Consider the following 22,644-nt stretch of genomic DNA (forward strand, 5'->3'; position numbering starts at 1 on the left):
ACCGGATGATCCGTGACGACCTGATCGCGCTCACCCCGGACGTGCTGGCCGCGCTGAGCAACAGGGGCCTGGTGAAGCGCGCCACGAAGGAGGTCGACGCCGGTGAGCGGCCCGCGCTCGCCGAGGACGCCGACGGCGCGGTGCGTGCCGCGTACCCGGACGGGGTGACTGTGACGCTGCCCGTGGGCGGCGGCCTGGCGGCGGGGATCTGCTCCTGCCCGGCGCCCGGCGTGTGCCGGCACCTGCTCGCCGTCGTGCTGACCTACCAGCGCACGCACGCCGACGCACCGGACGGGGAGGCCGCACCGGACGGGGAGGCCGCACCGGACACGGATGCCGCGCCGGGCCGGCACGCCGATCCAGGCGGGCAGGCTCCGGGCCCTGGCGCGCCGCGGGACCAGGAGGCTGCGCCGGGCAATGCGGCCGGGCCGGGCCGGGTCGCGGCGCCGGGCCGGGAGGGCGCCGCAGCCGGGAGCGAGCCGTGGCGGTGGTCGCCGGGCGACGTCACCGACGAGGAACTGGCCGCCGCGATCGGCGCGCCGGCGCTCACCGCCGCGCGACGGCGGTTGCGGCGCGGCTACGCCGCTGTGGTCCACCGGCCGGACGCCGCCGACCCGGTCCCGCGCGTGGAGCTGCCCACCGGCACGGTCCGCTTCCTGGTGCCCCGCCAGATCGGGTACGCGCGCGGCGACGCGGCCGACGACGGCGGCGAGGCGATCGCGCTCGCGGTGTGGGCGTGCCGGGCGGCCGACCGGGAACACCCGGACCGTCCGGAGGCGCAGGTACGCGTCGGGCGAACCGCCACCGTCACGGAGCATCCGACGCTGGACGCGGCGGTGGCGCTGGCCGCCGACGTGCTGCTGACCGGGGCCGCGCACCTGGGCTCCGGCGTGGACGCCCGCCTGGCGGCGACCCGGCGTGACCTCGACGCGGCCGGTCTGCGCTGGCCGCTGCTCGCCGTCGAGGACCTGGCCGGGCAACTGGAGGCGTACGCGGCGCGCGGCGCCCGGTACCGGCCGGAGACGTTCGCCGACTTGCTCGCCGAGCTGCCCGCGCGGCGGCGCGCGGTGGTGAACGCGGGCGCCACCCCGGTGGAGCGTGTGCTCGGCACCCACGAGCCGGCGGAGACGCCGCTGCGGCGGGTACGGCTGACCGGCCTCGGCGCCCGGGTCCGGTGCAGTGGAGGCGAGGTGGGCGTGGACGTGGTGCTCGCCCACCCGGCGGCCGTCTCGGTGCTGGTGCTGCGCCGCGCCTACCCGGTCACCGACGACGGCCCGCCAACCGGCCACGAGCTGGCCGGGCGGCGCGTCACCGGCGCCACGCTCGGCGCGCTCGCCACCGGCAACGTGGTCTCCGAGTCGGCGGTGCGCAGCGCCGCGCACCGGCTCCGGATCGCCGCCGGCCGGCTGGCCCGCACCACGGTCACCCCCGGCGCGGGGGAGTGGTCCGGCCTGCCGCCCGGCCTGCTCGCCCGCGACCCGGACGCGCTCGCCGCCGAGCTGGCCGGGCGGCCACCCCGGCTGCTGCGCCCCCGCACCGCCGCCGAGTCGGTGCGGGTGCTCGCGCTCGGCGAGGTGCGCGCCATCGGGTACGCGGCCGGCGAGCAGCGCCTGGACGCCACGGTGACCGGGGCCGACGGCGGCACGGCGACCGTCACCGCGACCCACCACGCCGCCGCCCCTGGTGCACTCGACGCGCTCGCGGCGGCGCTGGACGGCACACACGGGCCGCCGCGCTACGTCAGCGGAACGGTCCGCCGGGGCGCCGACGGGCTCGTCGTCGAGCCGCTGGCGGTGGTCGCCGACGCGGTGGTCGTACCCGATCTGGCACCCGGGGTGGGCGACGGCCGGCTGACCGGCGCGGTCGACGCCCGGCCCGACCCGGTCGCCGCGGCGCTCGGTACGGCGTCGGCGCTGCTCGCCCAGGCCGCGCACACCGGCCTGCGGCACCTGCCGGTGGGCTTCCCCGACCGGCTGCGCGCGACGGCCGCCGCGCTCGGCGGAGTCGGCCTGGACCGCTGCGGCGCGGCCCTGTCCGGCCTGGCCGGGACGCTCGGCGCCGACCCCGGCGAACCGGCGGTACGGGCCTGGGTGGACGCCTGGATCCGGCTGTCGGTGACGGCGGAGTCCCGGTGAGCCGGTCCCCACGGCCGGGCCGGATCGCTACGGTGTGACGGTGGCGACCACGGCGGCGCAGGAGATCCAGGTGGGGGAGCGGCTGGTCCGCGTCTCCAGCCCCGACAAGCCCTACTTCCCGGAGCGCGGGCTGACCAAGCTGGACGTGATCAGCTACTTCCTGTCCGTCGGCGACGGCATCCTGCGCGCGCTGCGGGACCGGCCGACCATGCTGGAACGCTGGCCGCGCGGCGTGTTCGAGGGCGCGAAGGTCGCCACCCGGCAGACCAACAAGGGCGACGCGTTCTACCAGAAGCGGCTCCCGGCCGGTGCGCCCGACTGGGTCCGCACCGCGCACATCACGTTCCCCAGTGGGCGTACCGCCGACGAGGTCGCCCCGAGCGAGCTGGCGGTGGTGATCTGGGCGGCCAACCTGGGCACGCTGCGGTTTCACCCGTGGCCGGTGTCGAAGGACGACGTGGAACACCCCGACCAGCTGCGCATCGACCTCGACCCGATGCCGGGCGTGGGCTTCGCGCAGGTGGTGCCGGTGGCGCACGAGGTGCGCGCGTACCTCACCGAGCTGGGCCTGGAGGGCTTCCCGAAGACCACCGGCGGGCGCGGCATCCACGTCTACGTCTCGATCGAGCCGCGCTGGAGCTTCGGCGAGTGCCGGCGAGCGGTCCTGGCGCTGGGCCGGGAGATGCAGCGCCGCCTGCCCGACCTGGTCACCACCACCTGGTGGCGCGACCAGCGGGACCGGCCGGTCTTCGTCGACTACAACCAGATGGCCCGTGACCACACCATGACGTCGGCGTACTCGATCCGGCCGACGCCCGCGGCGCTGGTCTCGGCACCGCTGGAGTGGTCCGAGCTGGACGACGCCCGCCCGGAGGACTTCGACGTGCTCAGCATGCCCGAGCGGTTCGCCGAGCTTGGCGACCCGCACGCCGGGCTGGACGGGCGGCGGTACTCGCTGGAAGCGCTGTTGGAGCGGGCCGACGCGGAAGGGCTGGAGTCGCCGCCGGAACGCTGAGGCGGTCAGTCCCAGGGGCTCTGCGTGCCGTCGAACTCCTCGAACACCAGCCAGGTACGCGTGGACAGCACCCCGGCGATGCTCTGCACCCGGTCCAGCACCACGTCCCGCAACGTCGCGTTGTCCGGCGCCCGGACCAGCGCGAGGACGTCGTGCTCGCCGCTGAGCAACGCCGCGTGCTCGATGTAGCGCACCCGGGCCAGCTCGGCGGAGACCTCCCGCCAGGTGTTCTGCTCGATGGTGAGCGCGATGTACGCCGACGTGCCCAGCCCGGCCGGCTCCGGCGCGACCCGCGCCGTGAACCCGGTCAGCACCCCGTCGCGCAGCAGCCGCTCCACCCGGGCGTACGCGTTGGTGCGGGAGACGTGCACCCGTTCGGCGAGCGTACGGATGGACGTCCGGGCGTCGCGGACCAGCTCGCGCAGGATCCGCCGATCCACCTCGTCGAGCGGCCCGGCCGAACGTCCCGTTCCGCCCGCCGCGCCCGGTGTGGCGCCGGTCTCCTGGCTCACCTCAGCCGCCCTCCTGTGCCATTCGTCCCGCGTTCATCCCGGATGTTGAGTCAATCATCCACGACCGGGAGCATAGGGCCACCACACGTCCAGGAGGTCCCCGCCGTGACGACCACACCCCAGGCGGTCCGCAGGGCATCCCCGCGCACCCGCCGGAAGTCCACCCCGGCCGCACCCGACCCGTCGGCCGGCTTCATGCCGCAGCGGGAACCGGTCCGGCTGCTCGAACCCGACGGGACTCCGCTGCCGGCCCGCGACGACTACCCGGAGCCGCCGGTCGAGACGCTGCGCGAGATGTACCGGCGGATGGTCGTCGGCCGCCGCTTCGACGTGCAGGCCACCGCGCTCACCAAGCAGGGCCGCCTCGCCGTCTACCCGTCGGCCCGCGGCCAGGAGGCGTGCCAGATCGGCGGCGTCCTCGCGCTGCGCGACACCGACTGGGTGTTCCCCACGTACCGCGAGTCGATGGCACTGACCGCGCGCGGCCTCGACCCGGTCGAGGTGCTCACGCTGCTGCGCGGCGACTGGCACTGCGGGTACGACCCCGCCGCCACCCACACCGCGCCGCAGTGCACCCCGCTCGCCACCCAGTGCGTACACGCCGCCGGGCTGGCCTACGGCGAGTCGTACCAGGGGCGTGACACAGTGGCGCTGGCGTTCATCGGCGACGGCGCCACCAGCGAGGGCGACTTCCACGAGGGCATCAACTTCGCCGCCGTGTTCAAGGCACCCGTCGTCTACCTGGTGCAGAACAACAAGTACGCGATCAGCGTGCCGCTGTCCCGGCAGACCGCCGCGCCGAGCCTCGCCTACAAGGGCGTCGGCTACGGCGTACCCAGCGAGCAGGTCGACGGCAACGACCCGGTGGCAGTGCTGGCGGTGCTGGAGCGCGCGGTGGCGCACGCCCGCGCCGGCAAGGGCCCCTACCTGGTCGAGGCCCACACGTACCGGATGGAACCGCACACCAACGCCGACGACCAGACCCGCTACCGCGACGCCGACGAGGTCGAGGCGTGGCGCGACCGCGACCCAATCGCCCGGCTCGAGGCGTACCTGCGGTCCAGGGGCGTCCTCGACGACGCCGCCGTCGCGGCCATCGCGGCGGAGGCCGAGGAGTACGCCGCCGCGCTGCGCCGCCGGATGGACGCCCAGCCGACAGTGGACCCGCTGAGCCTGTTCGACCACGTGTACGCCGAGCCGACGCCGCAACTCGCCGAGCAGCGCGAGATGGTCCGGGCCGAGCTGGCCGCCGACGCGGAGGGGGACGCCTGATGGCCACCATGACCATGGCGAAGGCGCTCAACGCCGCGCTCGCCGACGCGATGCTCGACGACGACCGCGTGCTCGTCTTCGGTGAGGACGTCGGCCAGCTCGGCGGCGTCTTCCGGATCACCGACGGGTTGCAGGCCCGCTTCGGCGACAAGCGCTGCTTCGACACCCCGCTCGCCGAGGCCGGCATCGTCGGGTTCGCCGTCGGCCTGGCCATGTCCGGGCTGCGGCCGGTGGTCGAGATGCAGTTCGACGCGTTCGCGTACCCGGCGTTCGAGCAGATCGCCTCGCACGTGGCGAAGCTGCGCAACCGCACCCGCGGCGCGCTGAGCGTGCCGATCGTCATCCGGGTGCCGTACGCCGGTGGCATCGGCGGCGTGGAGCACCACTGCGACTCGTCCGAGGCGTACTACGCGCACACCCCCGGCCTGAAGGTGGTCACGCCCGCGACGGTGGACGACGCGTACTCGCTGCTGCGCGCCGCCATCGACGACCCCGACCCGGTGGTCTTCCTGGAGCCCAAGAAGCTCTACTTCACCAGCGCAGAGGCGGATCTGCCGGCCCGTACCGCGCCGATCGGCACCGCCGTGGTCCGCCGCCCCGGCACCGACGCCACGCTGATCGCGTACGGCCCGGCCGTGCCTGTCGCGCTCGCCGCCGCCGAGGCCGCCCGCGAGGAGGGCTGGGACCTGGAGGTCGTCGACGTCCGCAGCATCGTGCCGTTCGACGACGCCACAGTCACCGCCTCGGTCCGCCGTACCGGCCGGTGCGTGGTGATCCAGGAGGCGCAGGGCTTCGCCGGTGTCGGCGCGGAGATCGCCGCGCGGGTGCAGGAGCGTTGCTTCCACGCCCTGCACGCTCCGGTGCTGCGTGTGTCCGGCCTGGACATCCCGTACCCGGCGCCGATGCTGGAGCACACCCACCTGCCCTCGGTCGACCGGGTGCTGGACACCGTGGCCCGGCTCCAGTGGGACGACCAGCCCGACACAAGGTGGGTGGCGGCATGACCGAACGCACCGAGCGGAGCGAGGGCCGTGAGGGCATGCCCGGCCGGTACAGCATGACCGAACGCACCGAGCGGAGCGAGGGCCGTGAGGGCATGCCCGGCCGGCACGGCATGAGCACGGCTGTGGGTACGCGGGACTTCCTTCTGCCGGACCTCGGGGAAGGGCTGAGCGAGGCGGAGATCGTCGAGTGGCGGGTCGCAGTCGGCGACGTGGTCACAGTGGACCAGACGGTGGTCGAGGTCGAGACCGCCAAGGCCGTGGTCGACGTGCCGTGCCCGTACGCCGGCCGGGTCGTGGCCCTGCACGGCGCGGCCGGTGAGGTACGCCCGGTGGGCCAGCCGCTGATCACCATCGCCCCGCTCGACGACGCCCCCGATCCGCACGCCACCTACCGCGAGGAGGAGCGGGCCGGCTCCGGCAACGTCCTGATCGGCTACGGCACCGGCCACGGCGGCACGGGTCGGCGGCGGCGCCGTCCGCGGCTGGCGCTGGCCCCCGAGCCCGGTACGCCGGTCACGGCGGATCTGGCGTCCGGTCCGGCGGCCGGCTCTCCGGCTCCGGTGGGCTCACAGGCTCCAGCGGGCTCTCCGGTTCCGGCCGGCCCGGTTCTGGCCGGTTCATCGCGTCCGGCGGGCTCGGTTTCGGCTGGCTTGTCGGCTCCGAACGGCACGGCCGCCTCGGCGGACCGCACGGCTGAGCCGGAACCGACCGGCGTGCAATCGGCGCCGCTCGTCATCTCGCCGATCGTGCGGCGGCTGGCGAAGGAGCACGGCATCGACCTGGCGTCGCTGCGCGGCACCGGGCCGGGCGGCGTGATCCGCCGGGCCGACCTGGACGCCGCCGTGGCCGCGCCCGCTGCTCCGGCGGCCCGGCTGGCAGCGGTGCCGGACGCCCCGGCCGCGCACGTCGGGCTCGCCCCGGCCGGCGACGGCGACACTGTCATCCCGCTCACCGGCATCCGCAAGGTGATCGCCGACAAGCTCTCCCGCAGCCGGCGGGAGATCCCCGAGGTGACCATCTGGGTCGACGTGGACGCCACCGGCCTGCTGGAGACGCGTGCCGCGATCAACGCGGCCACCCCTGACACGCCGGTGAGCATCCTGGCGCTGCTGGCCCGGATCTGCCTCAGCGGCCTGCGGAAGTACCCGCAGCTCAACGCGCACGTCGACACCGAGGGCCAGCGGATCGTCCAGTCCGCGGGCGTACACCTGGGCATCGCCGCGCAGACCGACCGGGGCCTGGTCGTGCCGGTGCTGCGCGACGCGCAGCGGCTCACCACCCGGGAGCTGGCCGCCGCACTCGCCGAGACCACTGCGGCGGCCCGGGCCGGCACGCTGCCGCCGGCGCGGCTGACCGGCGGGACGTTCACGCTCAACAACTACGGCGTGTTCGGCGTGGACGGCTCCACGCCGATCATCAACCACCCGGAGGCGGCGCTGCTCGGCGTCGGCCGGGTCGTGGACAAGCCGTGGGTGGTGGACGGGCAGCTCGCCGTCCGCAAGGTGACCCAGATCAGCCTCACGTTCGACCACCGCGTCTGCGACGGTGGCGTGGCCGGCGGCTTCCTGCGCCACGTCGCCGACTGCGTCGAGCAGCCCGCCCTGCTGGTCGCCAACGTCTGACCCCGCCCTCCCGGCCCCGGCCCTCCCCACGGAGAGCCGGGGCCGCTTCCGTCCCCGCCGCCCGCCCGCTCGCGATCTTGCACTTGCGGCCCGCGGTGTGCCCGATTCGCACCCTTCTCCAGGGCCGAAACTGCAAGATCGCGCGGCAGTGGTGCGGGCGGCGCGGCGGCGGTGCGGGTGGCGCGGACGAGAGCCGGGCTCGGCCGGCCTGCGGCGTCCAGCGCCGCCCTTGCGAGATCGTTGTTCCGACGGGTGGGACCAGTCGAGATCTTGGTACGAAAGTGCCCCTATGAGGGCCGTTTCGTACCAAGATCTCGCTCTGCGCCCAGCGGTGGGTGAGGGGGTGGGGAACCGGGCGGAGGGCGCGTGGGGCGCAACCGGGGACGGGAATTACCTGTCCGGCACAATTCGCGCAGCTGTTTCCGAGCAATTCCGCCGAAGGTGCCACGGCGCGATCTCAGGCCTACAGACTGTGGGCGAGAGGGTTCGGAAATGGGGGGCGAAATATGTTTGCGAGGCGCCGACTGACGCTTTTCGCGATGACCGTCGCAGCCGCGCCGCTGGCGGTCGGCGCGTGTACCGCCGGCCCGAAGTCGGTGACGAAGCGGGCCGAGGCCGCGCCGCCGTCGGTCGCCGTGACGCCGGCCGACCGCACCCGGGACGTGCCGATCAGCGCGGAGGTGGGGACGAAGGTCAGCAACGGCAAGGTGACAGCCGTCAAGCTGACCGACGACAAGGGCAACGCGGTGCCGGCCCAGCCGCGTGAGGACGGCTCCGGCTGGGTGCCGGACCGGCCGCTCGCCAATTCCCGGACGTACACCGCGGAGGTGACCGCGACCGGCGATTCGGGCAGGACCGCCACGCAGAAGACGACGTTCACGACAATGGCCAAATCCACCAAACCGGCAGTCACCAGCGAATTGTATTTCCGGCCGAATCAGACGTACGGGACGGCGATGCCGGTCGTGCTCGGATTCGACCCGCCGATTCCGAAGGAGGCGCGCGCGGACGTCCAGCGCCGGCTGTTCGTGAAGACCGACCCGCCGCAGCCGGGCACCTGGTCGTGGGTGGCCGACGGCAAGCAGGCCGAGTACCGGGCGCCGGACCGGTGGAAGCCGGGCACGAAGATCAGCGTGCGCAGCGCGTTGCAGGGTCTGCCCATCGGCAAGGAGGCGATCGGTGACTCCGACCGGGTCGCGAGCGCCAAGGTCGGCCGGCAGGTGACGCTCGACATCGACAACGAGGCCAAGCAGATGACCGTCTACCAGGACGGCAAGGTGGTCAAGAGGATCCCGGTCAGCCTCGGCAAGCCGAGCACGCCGACGTCGAGCGGCAACATGGTGATCATGGAGAAGCACGAGCACACCACGTTCGACACCCGCGGTGAGCCCAACGGTGGCTACGTGGTCGACGTGGACGACGCCCAGCGGCTGACCTGGGGCGGCGAGTTCATCCACTCGGCGCCGTGGTCGGAGGGCGACCAGGGCAGCACGAACGTCTCGCACGGCTGCACCAACGTCTCGGCCACCGCCGCGGACTGGCTGATGGGCTTCACGCAGGTCGGTGACCTGGTGACGGTCAAGGGCACCGAGGTGAAGCTCGACCAGGGCAACGGCTTCACCGCCTGGAACGTCGGCTGGGACGAGTTCGCCAAGGGCAGCGCGCTGCCCGTACCGGCGGGGCTGAAGCCCACGCAGAGTGCCACGCCGCACCCGGGCGCGGTGGCCGGCGGGTCGTCACCGGCCCCGGCCCCCTCGCGGAGCAACAGCGGCGGCTGAACCTGGGGAGGAACGGCCACGGGGCCGGCCCGCGTCCGCGCGGGCCGGCCCCGCGCCGTGCTCAGTCCAGGTCGACGCGGGCCACCCCGGTGGCGGTCAGGCTGCCCAGCCAGAGGTGGCGGCCGTGCTGCCGCACGCCGGTGACCATCGGGTACGCCCCGCTCGGGCCGTGCAGCGTGCGCAGCACCCGGCCGTCGCCGTCGACCAGCGCGACCAGCCCGTAGCGGCGCGGCTGCGGCTGCACCGCGCCGGGCAGCAGGGCCACGATCTGCCGCACCCGGGGATGCGGCAGCAGCCGTTCCATGGCCCGCAGCCGCGGGCTGGGCAACGCGACCCAGTAGGTGCCGTCGCCGACGCCGGAGATGTTGTCCGGGTACGCGGGCAGGTCGGTGAGCACCGTGGCCCGCCCGCTGGGCAGGTCGACCCGCAGCAGCCGGTGGGTGGCGGTCTCGGCGAGCATCAGCGCCGACTCGTCCGGGGTGAGCGCGAGCCCGTTGGGGAAGTAGAGCCCGCCCGCGACCACGTCGGTGCGCCCGGTGCGCCTGTCGTACGCGAGGACCCGCCCGTTGGGCCGATGCTCCAGCAGGTCGCGTTTCCAGTGCGAGAGCGGGAACCGGTCGGACGAGTCGGTGAAGTAGACGGTGCCGTCGCGCCCCACCGCCGCGTTGTCGGCCAGGTGCACCGGCGGCGCGGTCCCGGTCAGCTCGTGCACCCGGCCGGCCGGGTCGACCCGCAGCAGCCCTCGGTAGGCGTCGCAGACCAGCAGCCCGCCGTCGACCGGATCCCGCTCGATGCCCAGCGGCCGTCCGCCGGTCTCGGCCAGCAGCGTCGGCGGCGTGCCGGGCGGGGAGTCGGCCGGCCACCACCAGAGCCGGCCGTCCTCGTCGCCGCTGACCACCCGGCCGTCGCCGTCGACCACCACGTCCTCCGGGCCGTGGCCGCCGGCCGGCAGCGGCAGCAGGTCGGCCCGGTCGAGCCGGGTGTCAGCGGGCGACCAGGGGCCGGTGAGCGGCGGCGGCACCGTCGCCGGTTCGCGGACCGGCCGGATCAGCAGTGGGGCTCGCGGGCGGGGGACGACCATCGGCTCATTGTGGCCCGGCGGCGTCGCGCTGGGCAGCCCCCGACGGCGTTTCGCCGTTTCCCGCGCGACGTGGCGTGGCGGTTGCGGGATGACCCTGAGACGGCTCGGGGTCGGTTCCCGGACACTACCCGGAACCCCTGCCGCGAGGTCCGGAAATGTCGGTGGGCCCGGGTAGGTTTGGCCGCATGGTACACAGCGGTGAGCGCTTCCACGTGGTGACGGACGTGCACGATCACGTGGTCGAGCTGCGCCCGGTCGGCGAGATCGACATCGCCTCCGTGACGGCGTTCCGGGCGGCGCTCTGGGCGGCGCCGGCCCGGCCGGTGCTGCGGGTCGACCTGTCCGGTGTGCGGCTGCTCTCCGCCGCCGGGGTCCGCGCGCTCGTCGCCACCCACCTGCGGGTGCGGGCCCGCGGCGGCGAGCTGGTGCTCACCGACCCCGACCCGGTGGTGGCCCGGGTGCTGCGGGTGACCGGCCTGCACCGGGTGCTCCCGGTGCGCTGCACCGACCGCGCCCAGGACCTGCCCGGCCGCGCGCCGGACCTGCCCGGCCGCGCCCAGGATCCGTCCGGCCGCGCCCACGAGCTGATGGCCTGCGCGGCCTGAACGGCCGGCGGCCCGGGCGCACGCAGCCCGGGCGCACGCCGGGCCGCCGGCGCGGAAGCCGACGGCCCGATGTGAACGGCGTTGCGCTCAGCGCACGCCGAGCAGGTCCACCACGAAGACGAGCGTCTCGTTTGGCTTGATGACGCCGCCCGCGCCCCGGGCGCCGTAGCCCAGGTGCGGCGGGATGGTGAGCTTGCGCCGGCCGCCCACCTTCATGCCCACGACGCCCTGGTCCCAGCCGGCGATGACCTGGCCGCCGCCGAGCGGGAACTCGAACGTCTCACCCCGGTTCCACGAGGCGTCGAACTCGCGGCCGTTCGAGTGGGCCACGCCCACGTAGTGCACGCTCACCAGCTGGCCCGCGCGGGCCTCCGGGCCGTCGCCGACGGTGATGTCCTCGACGACCAGATCGGCGGGCGGCGCGCCCTCGATCGGGCCGATCTGGGGCTTGTCCATGAGCGGGTCTCCTCGGTGCTGACGGTGTGGTCACAGTCGATCCTGCCGGATCGCGACCGGCCGATACGCGCCGGTCCCCGCACACCGGCGTGGCGGGTACACGAAAGAGGCGGGCGTCGCCTGTCGGCGACGCCCGCCCCGGGGCGAGCTGGTCACTTCAGCCAGGGGAGACGCTGGACCAGGGGGAGCCTCGCCCAGGCCCGGCCGAGGCCGAGGGTGTTGCCGGCGCCCACCAGGGCCAGGCCGGCCAGCAGGCCCGCGTAGATGAGGTGGTCGTCCATGAAGGGGTTGTTCGCCGGGGGCAGCACGGCCGTCCACATCAGGACCAGGAGCAGACCGCCCGCGACGGCGGCGACCCGGATGCCGATGCCGAGCATCAGGGCGACACCGATGCCGAGCAGGCCGACCATGAACAGCCAGTCCGCCCAGGCCGCGCCGGCCAGGTTCTGGTAGATGCCCGCGAACGGTCCCTCGACGGCGTGTCCGAGGAAGCCCTTGGTGGGGCTGCCGCCGTTGATCCAGGCGTTCTTCGCCGGGGTCTCGTGGCCGAGGCCGAACATCTTGTCGAGGAAGGCCCAGAGGAACACCCAGCCCAGGGCGAGCCGCAGCCCGGCCCAGACGTACCGGGTGGCCTTCTGGCGGGTGGTCTCGGTGTGCGCCGCCGGAGCGATGGTGGCGGCGGGGGTCCGCTTGACGGCGGGGGTCCGCTCGATTGTCGCGGTCATGGTCTCCACGTCCCTTCCTGTGCCTCGCACCGCGCTTCCCGGTGGCACATTCATTCCACCGCCGCGCGGCACCCGGGAGCAGGGCCGAGAGGTGCCCTCGTGACCGGGTCATTGGTCCCGTCCGTACCCGGTCCGGTCGGCCCCTCGCAGCCGGTCCGCCGCCCCTGACCAGGCCGTACGCCGGCGGCCTACCGTCGCAGGTGGAGACCCGGCACGAGGAGGTCGTGATGAGGACGTGGCAGGTTACCGACGTGATGACCAGGGACGTCGCCACGGTGACGGAGGAGACCCCGTACCGCGAGGTCGTCGACGTGCTGGTGCGGCAGCGGATCAGCGGTGTGCCGGTGGTGGACTCGTTCCGCCGGGTGCTCGGGGTGATCTCCGAGGCGGACCTGCTGCACAAGGTGGAGCGGTCCGGCCACCCGGACGAGCGGCGGGTCTTCGAGGGACGGCGCCGCCGTACCGCGCGGGAGAAGGCGGGCGCGCTCGTCGCCCGGGACCTGATGACCGCGCCCGCGGTCACCACCCACGAGCGGGCGTCGCTCGCGGCGACCGCCCGGCTGATGGACCACGAGGCCGTCAAGCGGCTCCCGGTGCTGGACGACCTGGGCCGGCTCGCCGGCATCGTCACCCGCGGTGACCTGCTGCGCGTGCACCTGCGTTCCGACGCGGAGATCCGCGAGGAGGTCGTGCACGAGGTGCTGCGCCGGGTGCTGTCGGTGCGCGACGGCCTGGTCACGGTCCAGGTCCGCGGCGGCGAGGTCACCATGGACGGGCGGCTGGACCGGCGTAGCGCCGTCGAGCTGGCCGGCCGCCTCGCCGCCCAGGTCGCGGGCGTGGTCGCGGTGCACAACGCGATCGGGTACGACGTGGACGACACCACGCTGATGGAGCTGGACCCGGTGCACGCCACCCCGGTCGCCTGAGCGTCGCCACCCGGGCCCCGCCGGTCAGGTGGGGCCCTCGGTGGCGAGCTGGGCGGCCAGCAGCGCGGGGGCCTCGGCCAGCGACGGCCCGTACCAGGTGAGGTGCCGGCCGGACACCAGCGCCGCCGGCACACCGGGGAACGCCTCCGGCCCGTCGTCGGCGGTGAACCGGTACGGCTCGTCGGGCAGCACCACCAGGTCCGGCGCCCGGGCGCGCAGCTCGTCCAGGCTCGGCCGGGGATAGCGTTCCGCGTCGTCGGCCCAGCCGTTGCGCACACCGAGCCGGGCCAGCACGTCCCCGGCGAACGTGTCCCGCCCCAGCACCACCCACGGCCGTCGCCACACCGGCACCACGGCGGTGCGGACGCGTCCCGGCGCGGGCAGTGCGGCCCAGGCACGGCGGGCCTCGCGCAGCCACTGCGGCTCGGCCGGCGCGCCGAGCGCGACCACCAGCTCACCGAGCTGGTCGAGGGCCTCCGGCACGGTACGCGGGAAGGTGACCCGGACCGGCACCCCGGCCGCGCGCAGCGCCTCGGCGTCGGCCAGCCGGTTCTCCTCCTCGTTGAGCAGCACCAGGTCCGGCTCCAGGGCGAGCACCCGGTCCAGGTCCGGGTACTTCGTCCCGCCGACCCGGGCGACGTCGAGCCCGGCCGGGTGGGTGCACCAGTCGGTCGCGCCGACCAGCACCTCCGGGCGGGTGGCCGCGACCGCCTCGGTCAGCGACGGCACCAGCGACACCACCCGCACCGCGTCTCCTCTCCTTGAGCCGGACCGCCGGTCAGCGGGCCGCCGCGGTCACGGCGTCGGCGGTCTCCGGCGGCAGGCCCGCCACCGGCAGGCCCTTGCGTACCGCCCAGTCGACTGCGGCGCGCAGGTCCGCGGTGGGCAGCGGCCGCCGGGTGGTCACCCCGACCGCCGCGTGCACTGTGTACGCCATGAACGGGTACGACCGGGCCAACGCGCCGATCGCGTCGTGCAGCCGGCGTACCACCTCCAGCGCGGCCGGTTCGTCGAGCCCCGGCAGGAGGAGCTGGAACTCGTTCTCGGTGACGCGCAGCGCGCGGTCGACCGGCCGCAGCACGGCGGTGATCGCGGTGAGCACGGCGTGTCCCTCGCGGGCGACGCCGCGGCGGCCGAAGCGTTCCGGCGAGCCGGGCGGCGCGTCCACCCGCAGGCCGACCAGCGCCACCGGCAGCGTGCCGGAGGCGGTCACCCCGTCCGCGCCGGACCACCGGGCCAGGCCGGGCTCGTCCAGCATCGTCTCGGCCGGCTCGACCGGCTGGTTGTTCCGGTCGCCGCGGCGGGCCAGCAGCCGCAGCGCCGCCTCGGCACGCGGTTCGCCCGGCCCGGCCGGGATGTCCCGCACCCGGGCGATCGCCTCGTCCAGCGCGGTACGCGCCGCGGCGGGCAGCCGCTCGGCGAGCTGTTCGCGCAGCCGGATCGCCTCGTGCAGCGCCTCGTCGCGGCGGAAGCCCCAGCGTCCCTCGAACAGCCGGCCGGACTCCAGCGTCGGCGCGGGCGCCACCTCGGCCCGGTCGTGCGCGACGAGTGTGGCGCCGAAACGCGGGCTCAGCGCCACCACCGTCCACTCCCGGGCCAGCGCCTCCGCCTCGTCCAGCGCCACGCCGTAGGTACCGTCGGGCAGGTCGGGCGGCGGTCCGCCGACCATCGCCACCACCGTCACGGCGGCGCGGCCGGCGATGCGCCGGTAGACCTCGCGCTCCCGGGCGAAGTACGGCAGCCGCTGGAACAGCGCGAGCACGACGAGAGGGCCGTCCTCGGCCTCGGCGAGCGCCGCGCGTTCGATGGCGTGGGAGACGGTGACGAGACTGCGTTTGGTGAACTGTTCCGGGGTCCGTCCGCTGGGCACGGGCAGAGCCTAGAGGGACGGGCGCGGTAGCGCACCGGTCGGCCGGACCGGTCGTGCCGCACGGCCTACACTCGGGCGTCGACCGGACGAGGGGGATCGGGGCGAGATGACGAGCACAGGCAGCGTGACCGCCTCCTGGCTGCGGCCGATCCCGCCCGGCGCCGCGCCGTCCCTGGTCCGTGCCGGCCACCTCGGCCACACCGGGCGGCGGCTAGGCGACCTGGTGCAGGGCCGCCCGCCCGGGGTCACCGGCAGCCAGTGGAGCACCGCCGGGCGGGCGTCGCTCGACCTGGTGGTCTGCGCGGCCGACACCGGGCTGCCGCGTTTCGCGGTGCGGTTCACCGCGCCCGCCCCCGACGGATCGGCCGCGCGACGGTCCGAACGGCTGACCGACGCGGTCTGCGTCGCCGTCGGCCTGCCGCTGGTGCGCGTCGAGTCGCCGACGCTGGGCGGCGCGGAGCAGGTCCGCCGGTTCGTCGAGTACGTGCTGGACGCGCGGGCCTACGCCGACGGCACCGACCCGGACGGCGGTGACACGGTCGGCTTCCGGGACATCATCGGCCGGCTGCCGGACGGCCGGCGCGGACCGGTGAACGACCTGGGCGCGCTGGCCCGGGTCGAGGCGGTCGAGGCGTACGTGGCGGGCCGGATCGCCGACCCGATCGTGCGCGGCCTGCACGTGCGCTGGACCGACGGTCCGGCGGAGGGCTGGGCCTGGGCCGAGGTGCGGCCCGGCCGTTGTCTGCTGGAGCGGGTACGGCTGACCTCGCGCGGTTTCTCCTGCGGCGTCGACCCGGGGCGGCTCGCCGAGGACCTGGCGGCTGTGGCGCTGGGGGAGCGGTTGCGTGACCTCGACGGTGCCGCGCCGTCCCTGCTGGACCGCGACGAGCTTCTCCGGCGGGTACGCGCGCTGGCCGCCCGGCGGGACTCCTTCGACGGCGGGTTCGCCTTCGATCACCTCTGCGCCGACTGAGCCGTCCGTCCTCGCCGGCGAGGACGGCGACTTTTCGATTTTTTCCGATCTCCGGTTGAACCTTCGCCGACGGCGCTCCGTACCTCATCGGGAATGGACGCAGATCTTCCCCGCCGCGCCCGGACGGCGCGGAGACGGTGCGGAAAGGGCATCGTCGGCCATTGACGCGCGACTGAGCGTCGCAGTGATCTCACACCCCGAATTCGTCGGTCCGCCGGGATCACCAGTCAACTACCGGATCGTGAAGGAGAGCAATTCGATGCGCAGGTCCACACGGGCGCGCCGGTCATCCGGTAACGCGCGGAGCAAGCGGATGCTGGCGGTTGTCGGCACGCTCGCGGTCTTCGGCGGCATCGTCGCCGTCACCCAGATCTCGTCCGCCCAGGACCGGCGGACGACCACCCGCGCCGCCTCGGCGTCCTGCGTGCCCGCGAGCCCCGGGGCGACCGCCCCGGACGGCCAGGGCAGCACCACCCGTACCTGGCAGAACGGCCGCTGGGTCCGCAACCACTGGGGCGACGGGCAGATGTCGCCGGCCGAGTGCCAGCAGACCAACGCGGGAGGCGCGGGCGCCGGCACCCCGACCGTGGCCTGCCCGGACGTCCGCGGCCGGCTACCGCAGGTGCCCGACCGGGCCCGCGCCGAGGTGGACCGCACCCTGGCGCTGCTGGAGTCGCAGATCGCCGACGCGAACCGGCGGCTCGCGGCGGAGGGCCGCAAGGGCGGCGAGTTCATCAACAACGCGATCCTGCGTCCGCTCGCGGACAAGCGGACCGCGGCGCTCAACCGGATCGCCACCGCCATCGGCCGGGTCGCCCAGCGCCCGCAGGGCCTGGACCAGCTCGCCCAGTGCGCGGTGACCGACACCCCGCAGAACGGCGGCCAGAACGGCGGGAACAACAACGGCGGTCAGAACGGCGGCAACAACAACGGGGGCCAGAACGGCGGCAACAACAACGGCGGTCAGAACGGCGGGAACAACGGCGGCGGGAACAACAACGGCGGCGGCCAGAACAACGGTGGCGGCAACGGCCTGAACGTGCTCGCCAAGGACTGCTCCGGCAGCCAGCTCCAGGCCCACGACGGCTTCCAGAACGGCAACCGGTGCGTGAGCACCGCGTTCGGTGAGGTGGGCGCCGCGGCGAACAACCCGTCGCTGCTGATCACGCAGTTCCCGAACCAGGTGCGGCGCAACCAGCCGTTCACCCTCCGGGTCACCACCAAGAACCTGGTGCGGGACCGCTTCCTCGCCGCCGGCCAGGGCGGCTACTACCTGGAGAGCTCGCTGCTCAACGGCCAGGGCCTGGTGCGCGGCCACTTCCACACCGCCTGCCGCATGCTCGGCAGCACCCGGCAGCCTCCGAACCCGCAGGACGTGCCGGCCTTCTTCGTGGCCACCGAGGACGGGCGGGGCGGCAACCAGCCGGACGACGTGCTGATCCAGATTCCGGGCCTGGCGCAGTCGGGCGTGGCGCAGTGCGCGGTCTGGGCCGGTGACGGCTCGCACCGCATCCCGATGATGGAGCGGGCCAACCAGACTCCCGCCATCGACGTGGTGCGCATCCGGGTCAACTGAGCGGGCGAACGGCAGCGGCCGTCCGGGGGACTCCTCCGGGCGGCCGCTGCCGTTCCCGCGCACGGGCACGGTGGAAGGTGATCCCGGAAGAAATTTCGTGCCGGCGGTATCCGGCCGGATGAAAAGCGCTGACCGTAGAAAGCCGATCGGGGCCGCGCCGATTTCTCAGCGTGACCCCGGGATGCCCGACGGTGAACCGGTGGCGGTCAGCGGTTCTTGTACGCCTCGACCACCGACACCGGGATGCGCCCGCGCTCGGAAATCTCGAACCCGTTCTTGGCGGCCCATTCCCGGATGGCGCGGTTCTGCTCGCGGTCCATTCCCGAGGTGCTCGGCCGGGCGGTGCGACGGGCGCCGCGGGCGACCTCGGTCGCTCCCCGGCCGATTCGCCTGCCAGCGCTGATGTACGGATCCAGCGCCTTGCGCAGGACGCCCGCGTTCTCGTCGGAGACGTCGATCGTGTACGCCACGCCGTCCAGGCTGAACTCGACGGTCCGATCGGCCTTTCCGCCGTCGAGGTCGTCGGTCAGAACGGTGATTACTTTCCTTGCCATCGCCATTACTCCCTGTGTCGGGCGGGGTGTGGCTAAGAGTTTGACCTACCGCGCGGTAATTCCGCAACAATAGCCGACTGTTTCCATTCGGCGGGTCGCGGTAAAGGGCGCCGCCATTGGGTGCGGAGCGCGGGAACGCGGCGCTTCGTAGTGGCGTGGGTCACAACCCGGAACAAGGGGCACGTTTTGTTACTTGAGCCAGACACGCTCAACCAACGTGATGGCAGGTGTTCGATGGCAACTCTTCCGGTACTCCCACTGACCGACGCCGTCCTGCTGCCCGGGATGGTCATCCCGGTGACCCTCGACCCGACCACCCAGGCCGCGGTCGACGCGGCCCGCGCCACCGGCGACAAGGAACTTCTGGCCGTACCCCGCCTCGACGGCGAGTACGGCTCCGTCGGCGTGGTCGCCACGATCGAGAAGGTGGGCCGGCTGCCCAGCGGCGAACCGGCGGCGGTCGTCCGTGGTCTCACCCGCGCCCGCATCGGCTCCGGCGTGCCCGGCCCCGGCGCCGCGCTCTGGGTCGAGGCGGCCGAACTCGACGAACCCGCACCGGCGGGCCGCGCCCGCGAACTCGCCCGCGAGTACCGCGCGCTCATGACCTCGGTGCTGCAGCAGCGCGGCGCCTGGCAGGTGATCGACGCGATGGAGCGGATGACCGACCTGTCCGAGCTGGCCGACTCGGCCGGTTACGCGCCCTGGCTCAGCCTGACGCAGAAGACCGAACTGCTCGCCGCGCCGGACGTCACCGCCCGGCTGGAACTGCTCGTCGGCTGGGTGAAGGAACACCTCGCCGAGCAGGAGGTCACCGAGCAGATCAACAGCGACGTCCGCGAGGGGCTGGAGAAGTCCCAGCGCGAGTTCCTGCTCCGCCAGCAGCTCGCCGCGATCCGCAAGGAACTCGGCGAGGACGAGCCGGACGGCTCCGCCGACTACCGCTCCCGGGTGGAGTCCGCCGACCTGCCGGAGAAGGTCCGCGAGGCGGCGCTGCGCGAGGTCGGCAAGCTGGAGCGGGCCAGCGACGCCTCACCCGAGGCGGGCTGGATCCGTACCTGGCTGGACACCGTCCTGGAGATGCCGTGGAACACGCGTACCCAGGACAACATGGACCTGGCCGCGGCCCGGGCCGTGCTCGACGCCGACCACGCCGGCCTGGCCGACGTGAAGGACCGCATCCTGGAGTACCTCGCGGTGCGCAACCGGCGCGCGGAGCGCAACCTCGGCGTGGTCGGCGGACGCGGTTCCGGCGCGGTGCTGGCCCTGGCCGGTCCGCCCGGTGTCGGCAAGACCAGCCTCGGCGAGTCGGTCGCCCGGGCGCTGGGCCGCAACTTCGTCCGCGTCTCCCTCGGCGGTGTCCGGGACGAGGCGGAGATCCGCGGTCACCGGCGCACCTACGTGGGCGCGCTGCCCGGCCGGATCGTGCGGGCGCTGCGCGAGGCCGGCTCGATGAACCCGGTCGTGCTGCTCGACGAGGTCGACAAGCTGGTCGCCGGCTACTCCGGCGACCCGGCGGCGGCCCTGCTGGAGGTGCTCGACCCGGCGCAGAACCACACGTTCCGCGACCACTACCTGGAGGTCGACCTCGACCTGTCCGACGTGCTGTTCCTGGCCACCGCCAACGTGGTCGAGGCGATCCCCGGCCCGCTGCTGGACCGGATGGAGCTGGTCGCGCTGGACGGCTACACCGAGGACGAGAAGGTCGCCATCGCCCGGGACCACCTGCTGCCCCGGCAGCGGGAACGGGCCGGGCTGACCACCGACGAGGTGACAGTCGCCGACGAGGCGCTGGCGCTGATCGCTGGTGAGTACACCCGGGAGGCCGGCGTCCGGCAGCTCGAACGCGCTCTCGCCAAGATCTTGCGCAAGGTCGCGGTCGCGCTCGCCACGGACTCCGCGCCGGTGTACGTCGACGCCGGCAACCTGGCCCGCTACCTGGGCCGGCCCAAGTTCACCCCGGAGTCGGCCGAACGCACCGCAGTACCCGGCGTGGCGACCGGACTCGCGGTCACCGGCGCCGGTGGCGACGTGCTGTTCATCGAGGCCACCACGATGGAGGGTGAGCCGGGGCTGACGCTCACCGGCCAGCTCGGCGACGTGATGAAGGAGTCCGCGCACATCGCGTGGTCGTACCTGCGGTCGAACGGGCGGCGCTACGGGCTGGACCCGAACGCGCTGGCCGGGCGGCGGATCCACCTGCACGTCCCGGCGGGCGCGGTGCCCAAGGACGGCCCGAGCGCCGGCATCACCATGGTGACCGCGCTGGCGTCCCTGGTGACCGGTCGGCCGGTGCGGCCCGAGTTCGGGATGACCGGCGAGGTGACGCTCTCCGGCCGGGTGCTGCCCATCGGCGGCGTGAAGCAGAAGCTGCTTGCCGCGCACCGGGCCGGCCTCACCGAGGTGATCATCCCGAAGCGCAACGAGCCGGACCTGGACGACCTGCCGGCCGAGGTGCGGGAGGCGCTGACCGTGCACACCCTGTCCGACGTGGCGGACGTGCTCGCACTGGCGCTGCGCCCGGTCGAGATCGGCACGGAGTCGCTGGACGGTCCGGCGCTCGCCGCGGCCTGACGACCGTCGCCCCGGCCACCGTACGCACGGTGGCCGGGGCGCCGTCGTGTCCGCCCGCTGTGGTCTCCACGCCGGCCGGCACGGAAGCCGGTCGCGCCGGGCTCAGCGGCGGTCGCGCCGCTCGTAGCCCCGGTCGCGGCGCTCACCGGGCCCGTCGCCGTCCCGGTCCCGTCGCACTGTGGCCTTGCGTCCCTTGATGGTGGTGCCGCGCAGCCCCGCGATGATCTCGTCGGCGACCCCCTGCGGCACCTCGACCAGCGAGAACCGGTCGGCGATCTCGATCGAGCCGATGTCCCGGCCACTGATCCGGGTCTCCCCGGTGATCGCGCCCACCAGGTCCTGCGGCCGTACCCCGGCCCGGCGGCCCAGACCGATGAAGACCTGGGTGGTGCCGCCGGTACGCGGGCGCGCCGGACCCCGGCGCTCACCCCGCCCGCCGGCCTCCGGGCGGCCCTCGCGCGGACCCCGGACCGGAACCTGCGGGATCTCCTCCTCGTCGTCCGAGCCCGGCGACGTCGCCTCGTGCGCCAGCTTCACCGCCGCCAGCGCCACCTCGACCAGGTCGAACTCGTCGGTGAGCGACTCCACGATCGCCCGGTACGGGTCGAGGTCGTCCTCCAGCAGGCTCTCCCGCAGCGCGCCCTGGGTCAGCTCCAGCCGCCGGGTACGCATGTCCGCGACAGTGGGGATCTTGTCGATGGCGATCCGCTGGCCGGTGACCCGCTCGATGGTCTTGAGCATCCGGTGCTCACGCGGCTCGGCGAGCGTGATCGCCACACCCTCCCGCCCGGCCCGGCCGACCCGCCCGATCCGGTGCACGTACGACTCCGGGGCGGACGGCACGTCGTAGTTGACCACGTGGGTGAGCTGCTCGACGTCCAGGCCACGGGCGGCCACATCGGTGGCGACCAGCAGGTCCGCCGTCCCGGCGCGCAGCCGGCCCATCACCCGGTCCCGCTGCTCCTGGCTCATCCCGCCGTGCAGCGCCTCGGCCCGGTAGCCCCGGCCGTTCATCGTCTCGGTGAGCCGGTCCACCTCCTCCCGGCTGCGGCAGAACACGATCGCCGCGGTGGGCGACTCCACGTCCAGCACCCGGCCCAGCGCGGCCGGCTTGTGCGCCCGGGCCACGATGTACGCGCTCTGCCGCACCCGGGGCGCCTCCCCGGCGACCGGCCGCTCCCGCTCGATCCGGATGCGGACCGGGTCGGTCAGGTGCTGCCGGGCCAGCCCGTCGATCCGGGCCGGCATGGTGGCCGAGAACAGCACCGTCTGCCGGCCGGCCGGGGCGTGCTCCAGGATCGCCTCGATGTCCTCGGCGAAGCCCATGTCGAGCATCTCGTCCGCCTCGTCCAGCACCACCGTGCTCAGCGCGCCCAACCGCAGCGTGCCCCGGGCGATGTGGTCCAGCGCCCGGCCGGGCGTCGCCACCACCACGTCCACCCCGTGGTCGAGCGCACGCAGCTGCCGGCCGATCGGCTGCCCGCCATAGATCGGCAGCACCCGGGCGCCCAGGTCCTTGCCGTAGCGGTGGAACGCCTCGGAGACCTGCACGGCCAGCTCCCGCGTCGGCACCAGCACCAGCGACACCGGGTCGCCCTCGGCCCGCCCCACCGGCATCCGCTGCAACAGCGGCAGCGCGAACGCGGCGGTCTTGCCCGTACCGGTCGCCGCCTGGCCCAGCAGATCCTGCCCGGCCAGCAACGGGGGGATGGCCTCCCGCTGGATCGGCGTCGGTTCCTCGTAGCCGAGCGCGGACAGCGCGCCCAGCAACTCGGTGCGCAGCCCGAGATCGGCGAAGGCGATGCCGTCCTCGGCGTCGGCGGGAAGGGCGGGGTCGGTCGGGGTCGGTGCGGCGTTCATGCGACAAGCTTTTCATCACCGCCGCGCGGCGGTCGCGGCGACCGGGTCAAACGTTCGCCGCGCCACCTGTGTGCCGTCCCCTCCGGGTGATCCGGCGTGGCCCCGTGCC

Annotated in this window: 19 protein-coding genes; 11 read left to right on the forward strand and 8 right to left on the reverse strand. The window is 74.3% G+C overall.

Going from position 1 to position 22,644, the window contains the following annotated elements; translation table 11 throughout:
- Positions 1 to 5 precede the first annotated feature (5 nt).
- Together ML5_RS24595 and ML5_RS24600 are read left to right on the forward strand one after the other, a co-directional pair.
- Positions 6 to 2,135, forward strand: coding sequence for a hypothetical protein (locus ML5_RS24595; RefSeq protein ID WP_013476592.1), 2,130 nt, complete (start codon positions 6 to 8; stop codon positions 2,133 to 2,135).
- 34 nt (positions 2,136 to 2,169) lie between these two features.
- Positions 2,170 to 3,150: a DNA polymerase domain-containing protein gene (locus ML5_RS24600; protein WP_013476593.1), complete on the forward strand. Its 981-nt coding sequence runs from the start codon at positions 2,170 to 2,172 to the stop codon at positions 3,148 to 3,150.
- A gap of 5 nt (positions 3,151 to 3,155) precedes the next feature.
- On the opposite strand, the gene ML5_RS24605 is transcribed toward ML5_RS24600, so the two are convergent.
- Complete coding sequence (locus ML5_RS24605) at positions 3,156 to 3,662, reverse strand: Lrp/AsnC family transcriptional regulator (RefSeq protein ID WP_013286599.1); 507 nt, start codon at positions 3,660 to 3,662, stop codon at positions 3,156 to 3,158.
- Positions 3,663 to 3,734: 72 nt separating this feature from the next.
- Here ML5_RS24605 and pdhA point away from each other — a divergent pair, with 72 nt between their 5' ends.
- The 4 genes from pdhA (at position 3,735) to ML5_RS24625 (ending at position 9,338) form a co-directional block, all read left to right on the forward strand.
- Positions 3,735 to 4,934 carry a pyruvate dehydrogenase (acetyl-transferring) E1 component subunit alpha gene (pdhA, locus tag ML5_RS24610; protein WP_041784635.1) on the forward strand — a complete coding sequence of 400 codons (1,200 nt, stop codon included), beginning with the start codon at positions 3,735 to 3,737 and terminating at the stop codon, positions 4,932 to 4,934.
- Positions 4,934 to 5,938, forward strand: coding sequence for an alpha-ketoacid dehydrogenase subunit beta (locus ML5_RS24615; RefSeq protein WP_013476595.1), 1,005 nt, complete (start codon positions 4,934 to 4,936; stop codon positions 5,936 to 5,938). The genes pdhA and ML5_RS24615 overlap by 1 nt, the downstream gene beginning before the upstream one ends.
- Positions 5,939 to 6,048: 110 nt before the next feature.
- Positions 6,049 to 7,560, forward strand: coding sequence for a dihydrolipoamide acetyltransferase family protein (locus tag ML5_RS24620; RefSeq protein ID WP_041784636.1), 1,512 nt, complete (start codon positions 6,049 to 6,051; stop codon positions 7,558 to 7,560).
- 506 nt (positions 7,561 to 8,066) lie between these two features.
- Positions 8,067 to 9,338 (forward strand): Ig-like domain-containing protein, encoded by a 1,272-nt coding sequence (locus ML5_RS24625; protein ID WP_030272561.1) that lies wholly within the window; start codon positions 8,067 to 8,069, stop codon positions 9,336 to 9,338.
- Between the two features lie 61 nt (positions 9,339 to 9,399).
- Here ML5_RS24625 and ML5_RS24630 read toward each other — a convergent pair whose 3' ends face one another.
- Complete coding sequence (locus ML5_RS24630) at positions 9,400 to 10,419, reverse strand: SMP-30/gluconolactonase/LRE family protein (protein ID WP_013476598.1); 1,020 nt, start codon at positions 10,417 to 10,419, stop codon at positions 9,400 to 9,402.
- Between the two features lie 155 nt (positions 10,420 to 10,574).
- Between ML5_RS24630 and ML5_RS24635 the strand changes: the two genes are divergently transcribed.
- Positions 10,575 to 11,024 carry an STAS domain-containing protein gene (locus tag ML5_RS24635; protein WP_013476599.1) on the forward strand — a complete coding sequence of 150 codons (450 nt, stop codon included), beginning with the start codon at positions 10,575 to 10,577 and terminating at the stop codon, positions 11,022 to 11,024.
- An 87-nt stretch (positions 11,025 to 11,111) separates the two neighbouring features.
- Here the strand turns inward: ML5_RS24635 and ML5_RS24640 are convergent, their stop codons facing one another.
- Together ML5_RS24640 and ML5_RS24645 are read right to left on the reverse strand one after the other, a co-directional pair.
- Positions 11,112 to 11,480: an FKBP-type peptidyl-prolyl cis-trans isomerase gene (locus tag ML5_RS24640; RefSeq protein WP_013286592.1), complete on the reverse strand. Its 369-nt coding sequence runs from the start codon at positions 11,478 to 11,480 to the stop codon at positions 11,112 to 11,114.
- A gap of 152 nt (positions 11,481 to 11,632) precedes the next feature.
- Positions 11,633 to 12,214, reverse strand: a complete 582-nt coding sequence (locus ML5_RS24645; RefSeq protein WP_030272549.1) for a DoxX family membrane protein — start codon at positions 12,212 to 12,214, stop codon at positions 11,633 to 11,635.
- A 218-nt stretch (positions 12,215 to 12,432) separates the two neighbouring features.
- On the opposite strand from ML5_RS24645, the gene ML5_RS24650 reads away from it, so the two are divergent.
- The gene (locus ML5_RS24650) at positions 12,433 to 13,131 is read left to right on the forward strand and encodes a CBS domain-containing protein (protein ID WP_013286590.1); all 699 of its coding nucleotides are present in this window, start codon (positions 12,433 to 12,435) and stop codon (positions 13,129 to 13,131) included.
- Between the two features lie 24 nt (positions 13,132 to 13,155).
- Here the strand turns inward: ML5_RS24650 and ML5_RS24655 are convergent, their stop codons facing one another.
- Both ML5_RS24655 and ML5_RS24660 read right to left on the reverse strand, forming a co-directional pair.
- Positions 13,156 to 13,878 (reverse strand): helical backbone metal receptor, encoded by a 723-nt coding sequence (locus tag ML5_RS24655; protein ID WP_013476600.1) that lies wholly within the window; start codon positions 13,876 to 13,878, stop codon positions 13,156 to 13,158.
- Between the two features lie 31 nt (positions 13,879 to 13,909).
- Entirely contained in the window at positions 13,910 to 15,001 is a 1,092-nt protein-coding gene (locus ML5_RS24660; RefSeq protein ID WP_013286588.1) for a DICT sensory domain-containing protein, read from the reverse strand.
- Positions 15,002 to 15,107: 106 nt separating this feature from the next.
- On the opposite strand from ML5_RS24660, the gene ML5_RS24665 reads away from it, so the two are divergent.
- Both ML5_RS24665 and ML5_RS24670 read left to right on the forward strand, forming a co-directional pair.
- Positions 15,108 to 15,974 (forward strand): DUF2726 domain-containing protein, encoded by an 867-nt coding sequence (locus tag ML5_RS24665; RefSeq protein ID WP_013476601.1) that lies wholly within the window; start codon positions 15,108 to 15,110, stop codon positions 15,972 to 15,974.
- Between the two features lie 313 nt (positions 15,975 to 16,287).
- A complete protein-coding gene (locus ML5_RS24670) occupies positions 16,288 to 17,550 on the forward strand; it encodes a hypothetical protein (RefSeq protein WP_013476602.1) in 1,263 nt (420 codons plus the stop codon).
- Positions 17,551 to 17,756: 206 nt separating this feature from the next.
- On the opposite strand, the gene ML5_RS24675 is transcribed toward ML5_RS24670, so the two are convergent.
- Positions 17,757 to 18,104 (reverse strand): Lsr2 family protein, encoded by a 348-nt coding sequence (locus tag ML5_RS24675; RefSeq protein WP_013286585.1) that lies wholly within the window; start codon positions 18,102 to 18,104, stop codon positions 17,757 to 17,759.
- Positions 18,105 to 18,338: 234 nt separating this feature from the next.
- Between ML5_RS24675 and lon the strand changes: the two genes are divergently transcribed.
- Positions 18,339 to 20,675, forward strand: coding sequence for an endopeptidase La (gene lon / locus ML5_RS24680; RefSeq protein ID WP_013476603.1), 2,337 nt, complete (start codon positions 18,339 to 18,341; stop codon positions 20,673 to 20,675).
- Positions 20,676 to 20,777: 102 nt separating this feature from the next.
- On the opposite strand, the gene ML5_RS24685 is transcribed toward lon, so the two are convergent.
- The gene (locus ML5_RS24685) at positions 20,778 to 22,535 is read right to left on the reverse strand and encodes a DEAD/DEAH box helicase (RefSeq protein ID WP_013476604.1); all 1,758 of its coding nucleotides are present in this window, start codon (positions 22,533 to 22,535) and stop codon (positions 20,778 to 20,780) included.
- Between the last annotated feature and the right edge of the window lie 109 nt (positions 22,536 to 22,644).

This window comes from Micromonospora sp. L5 (assembly GCF_000177655.2).
GTDB classification, from domain to species: domain Bacteria; phylum Actinomycetota; class Actinomycetes; order Mycobacteriales; family Micromonosporaceae; genus Micromonospora; species Micromonospora aurantiaca.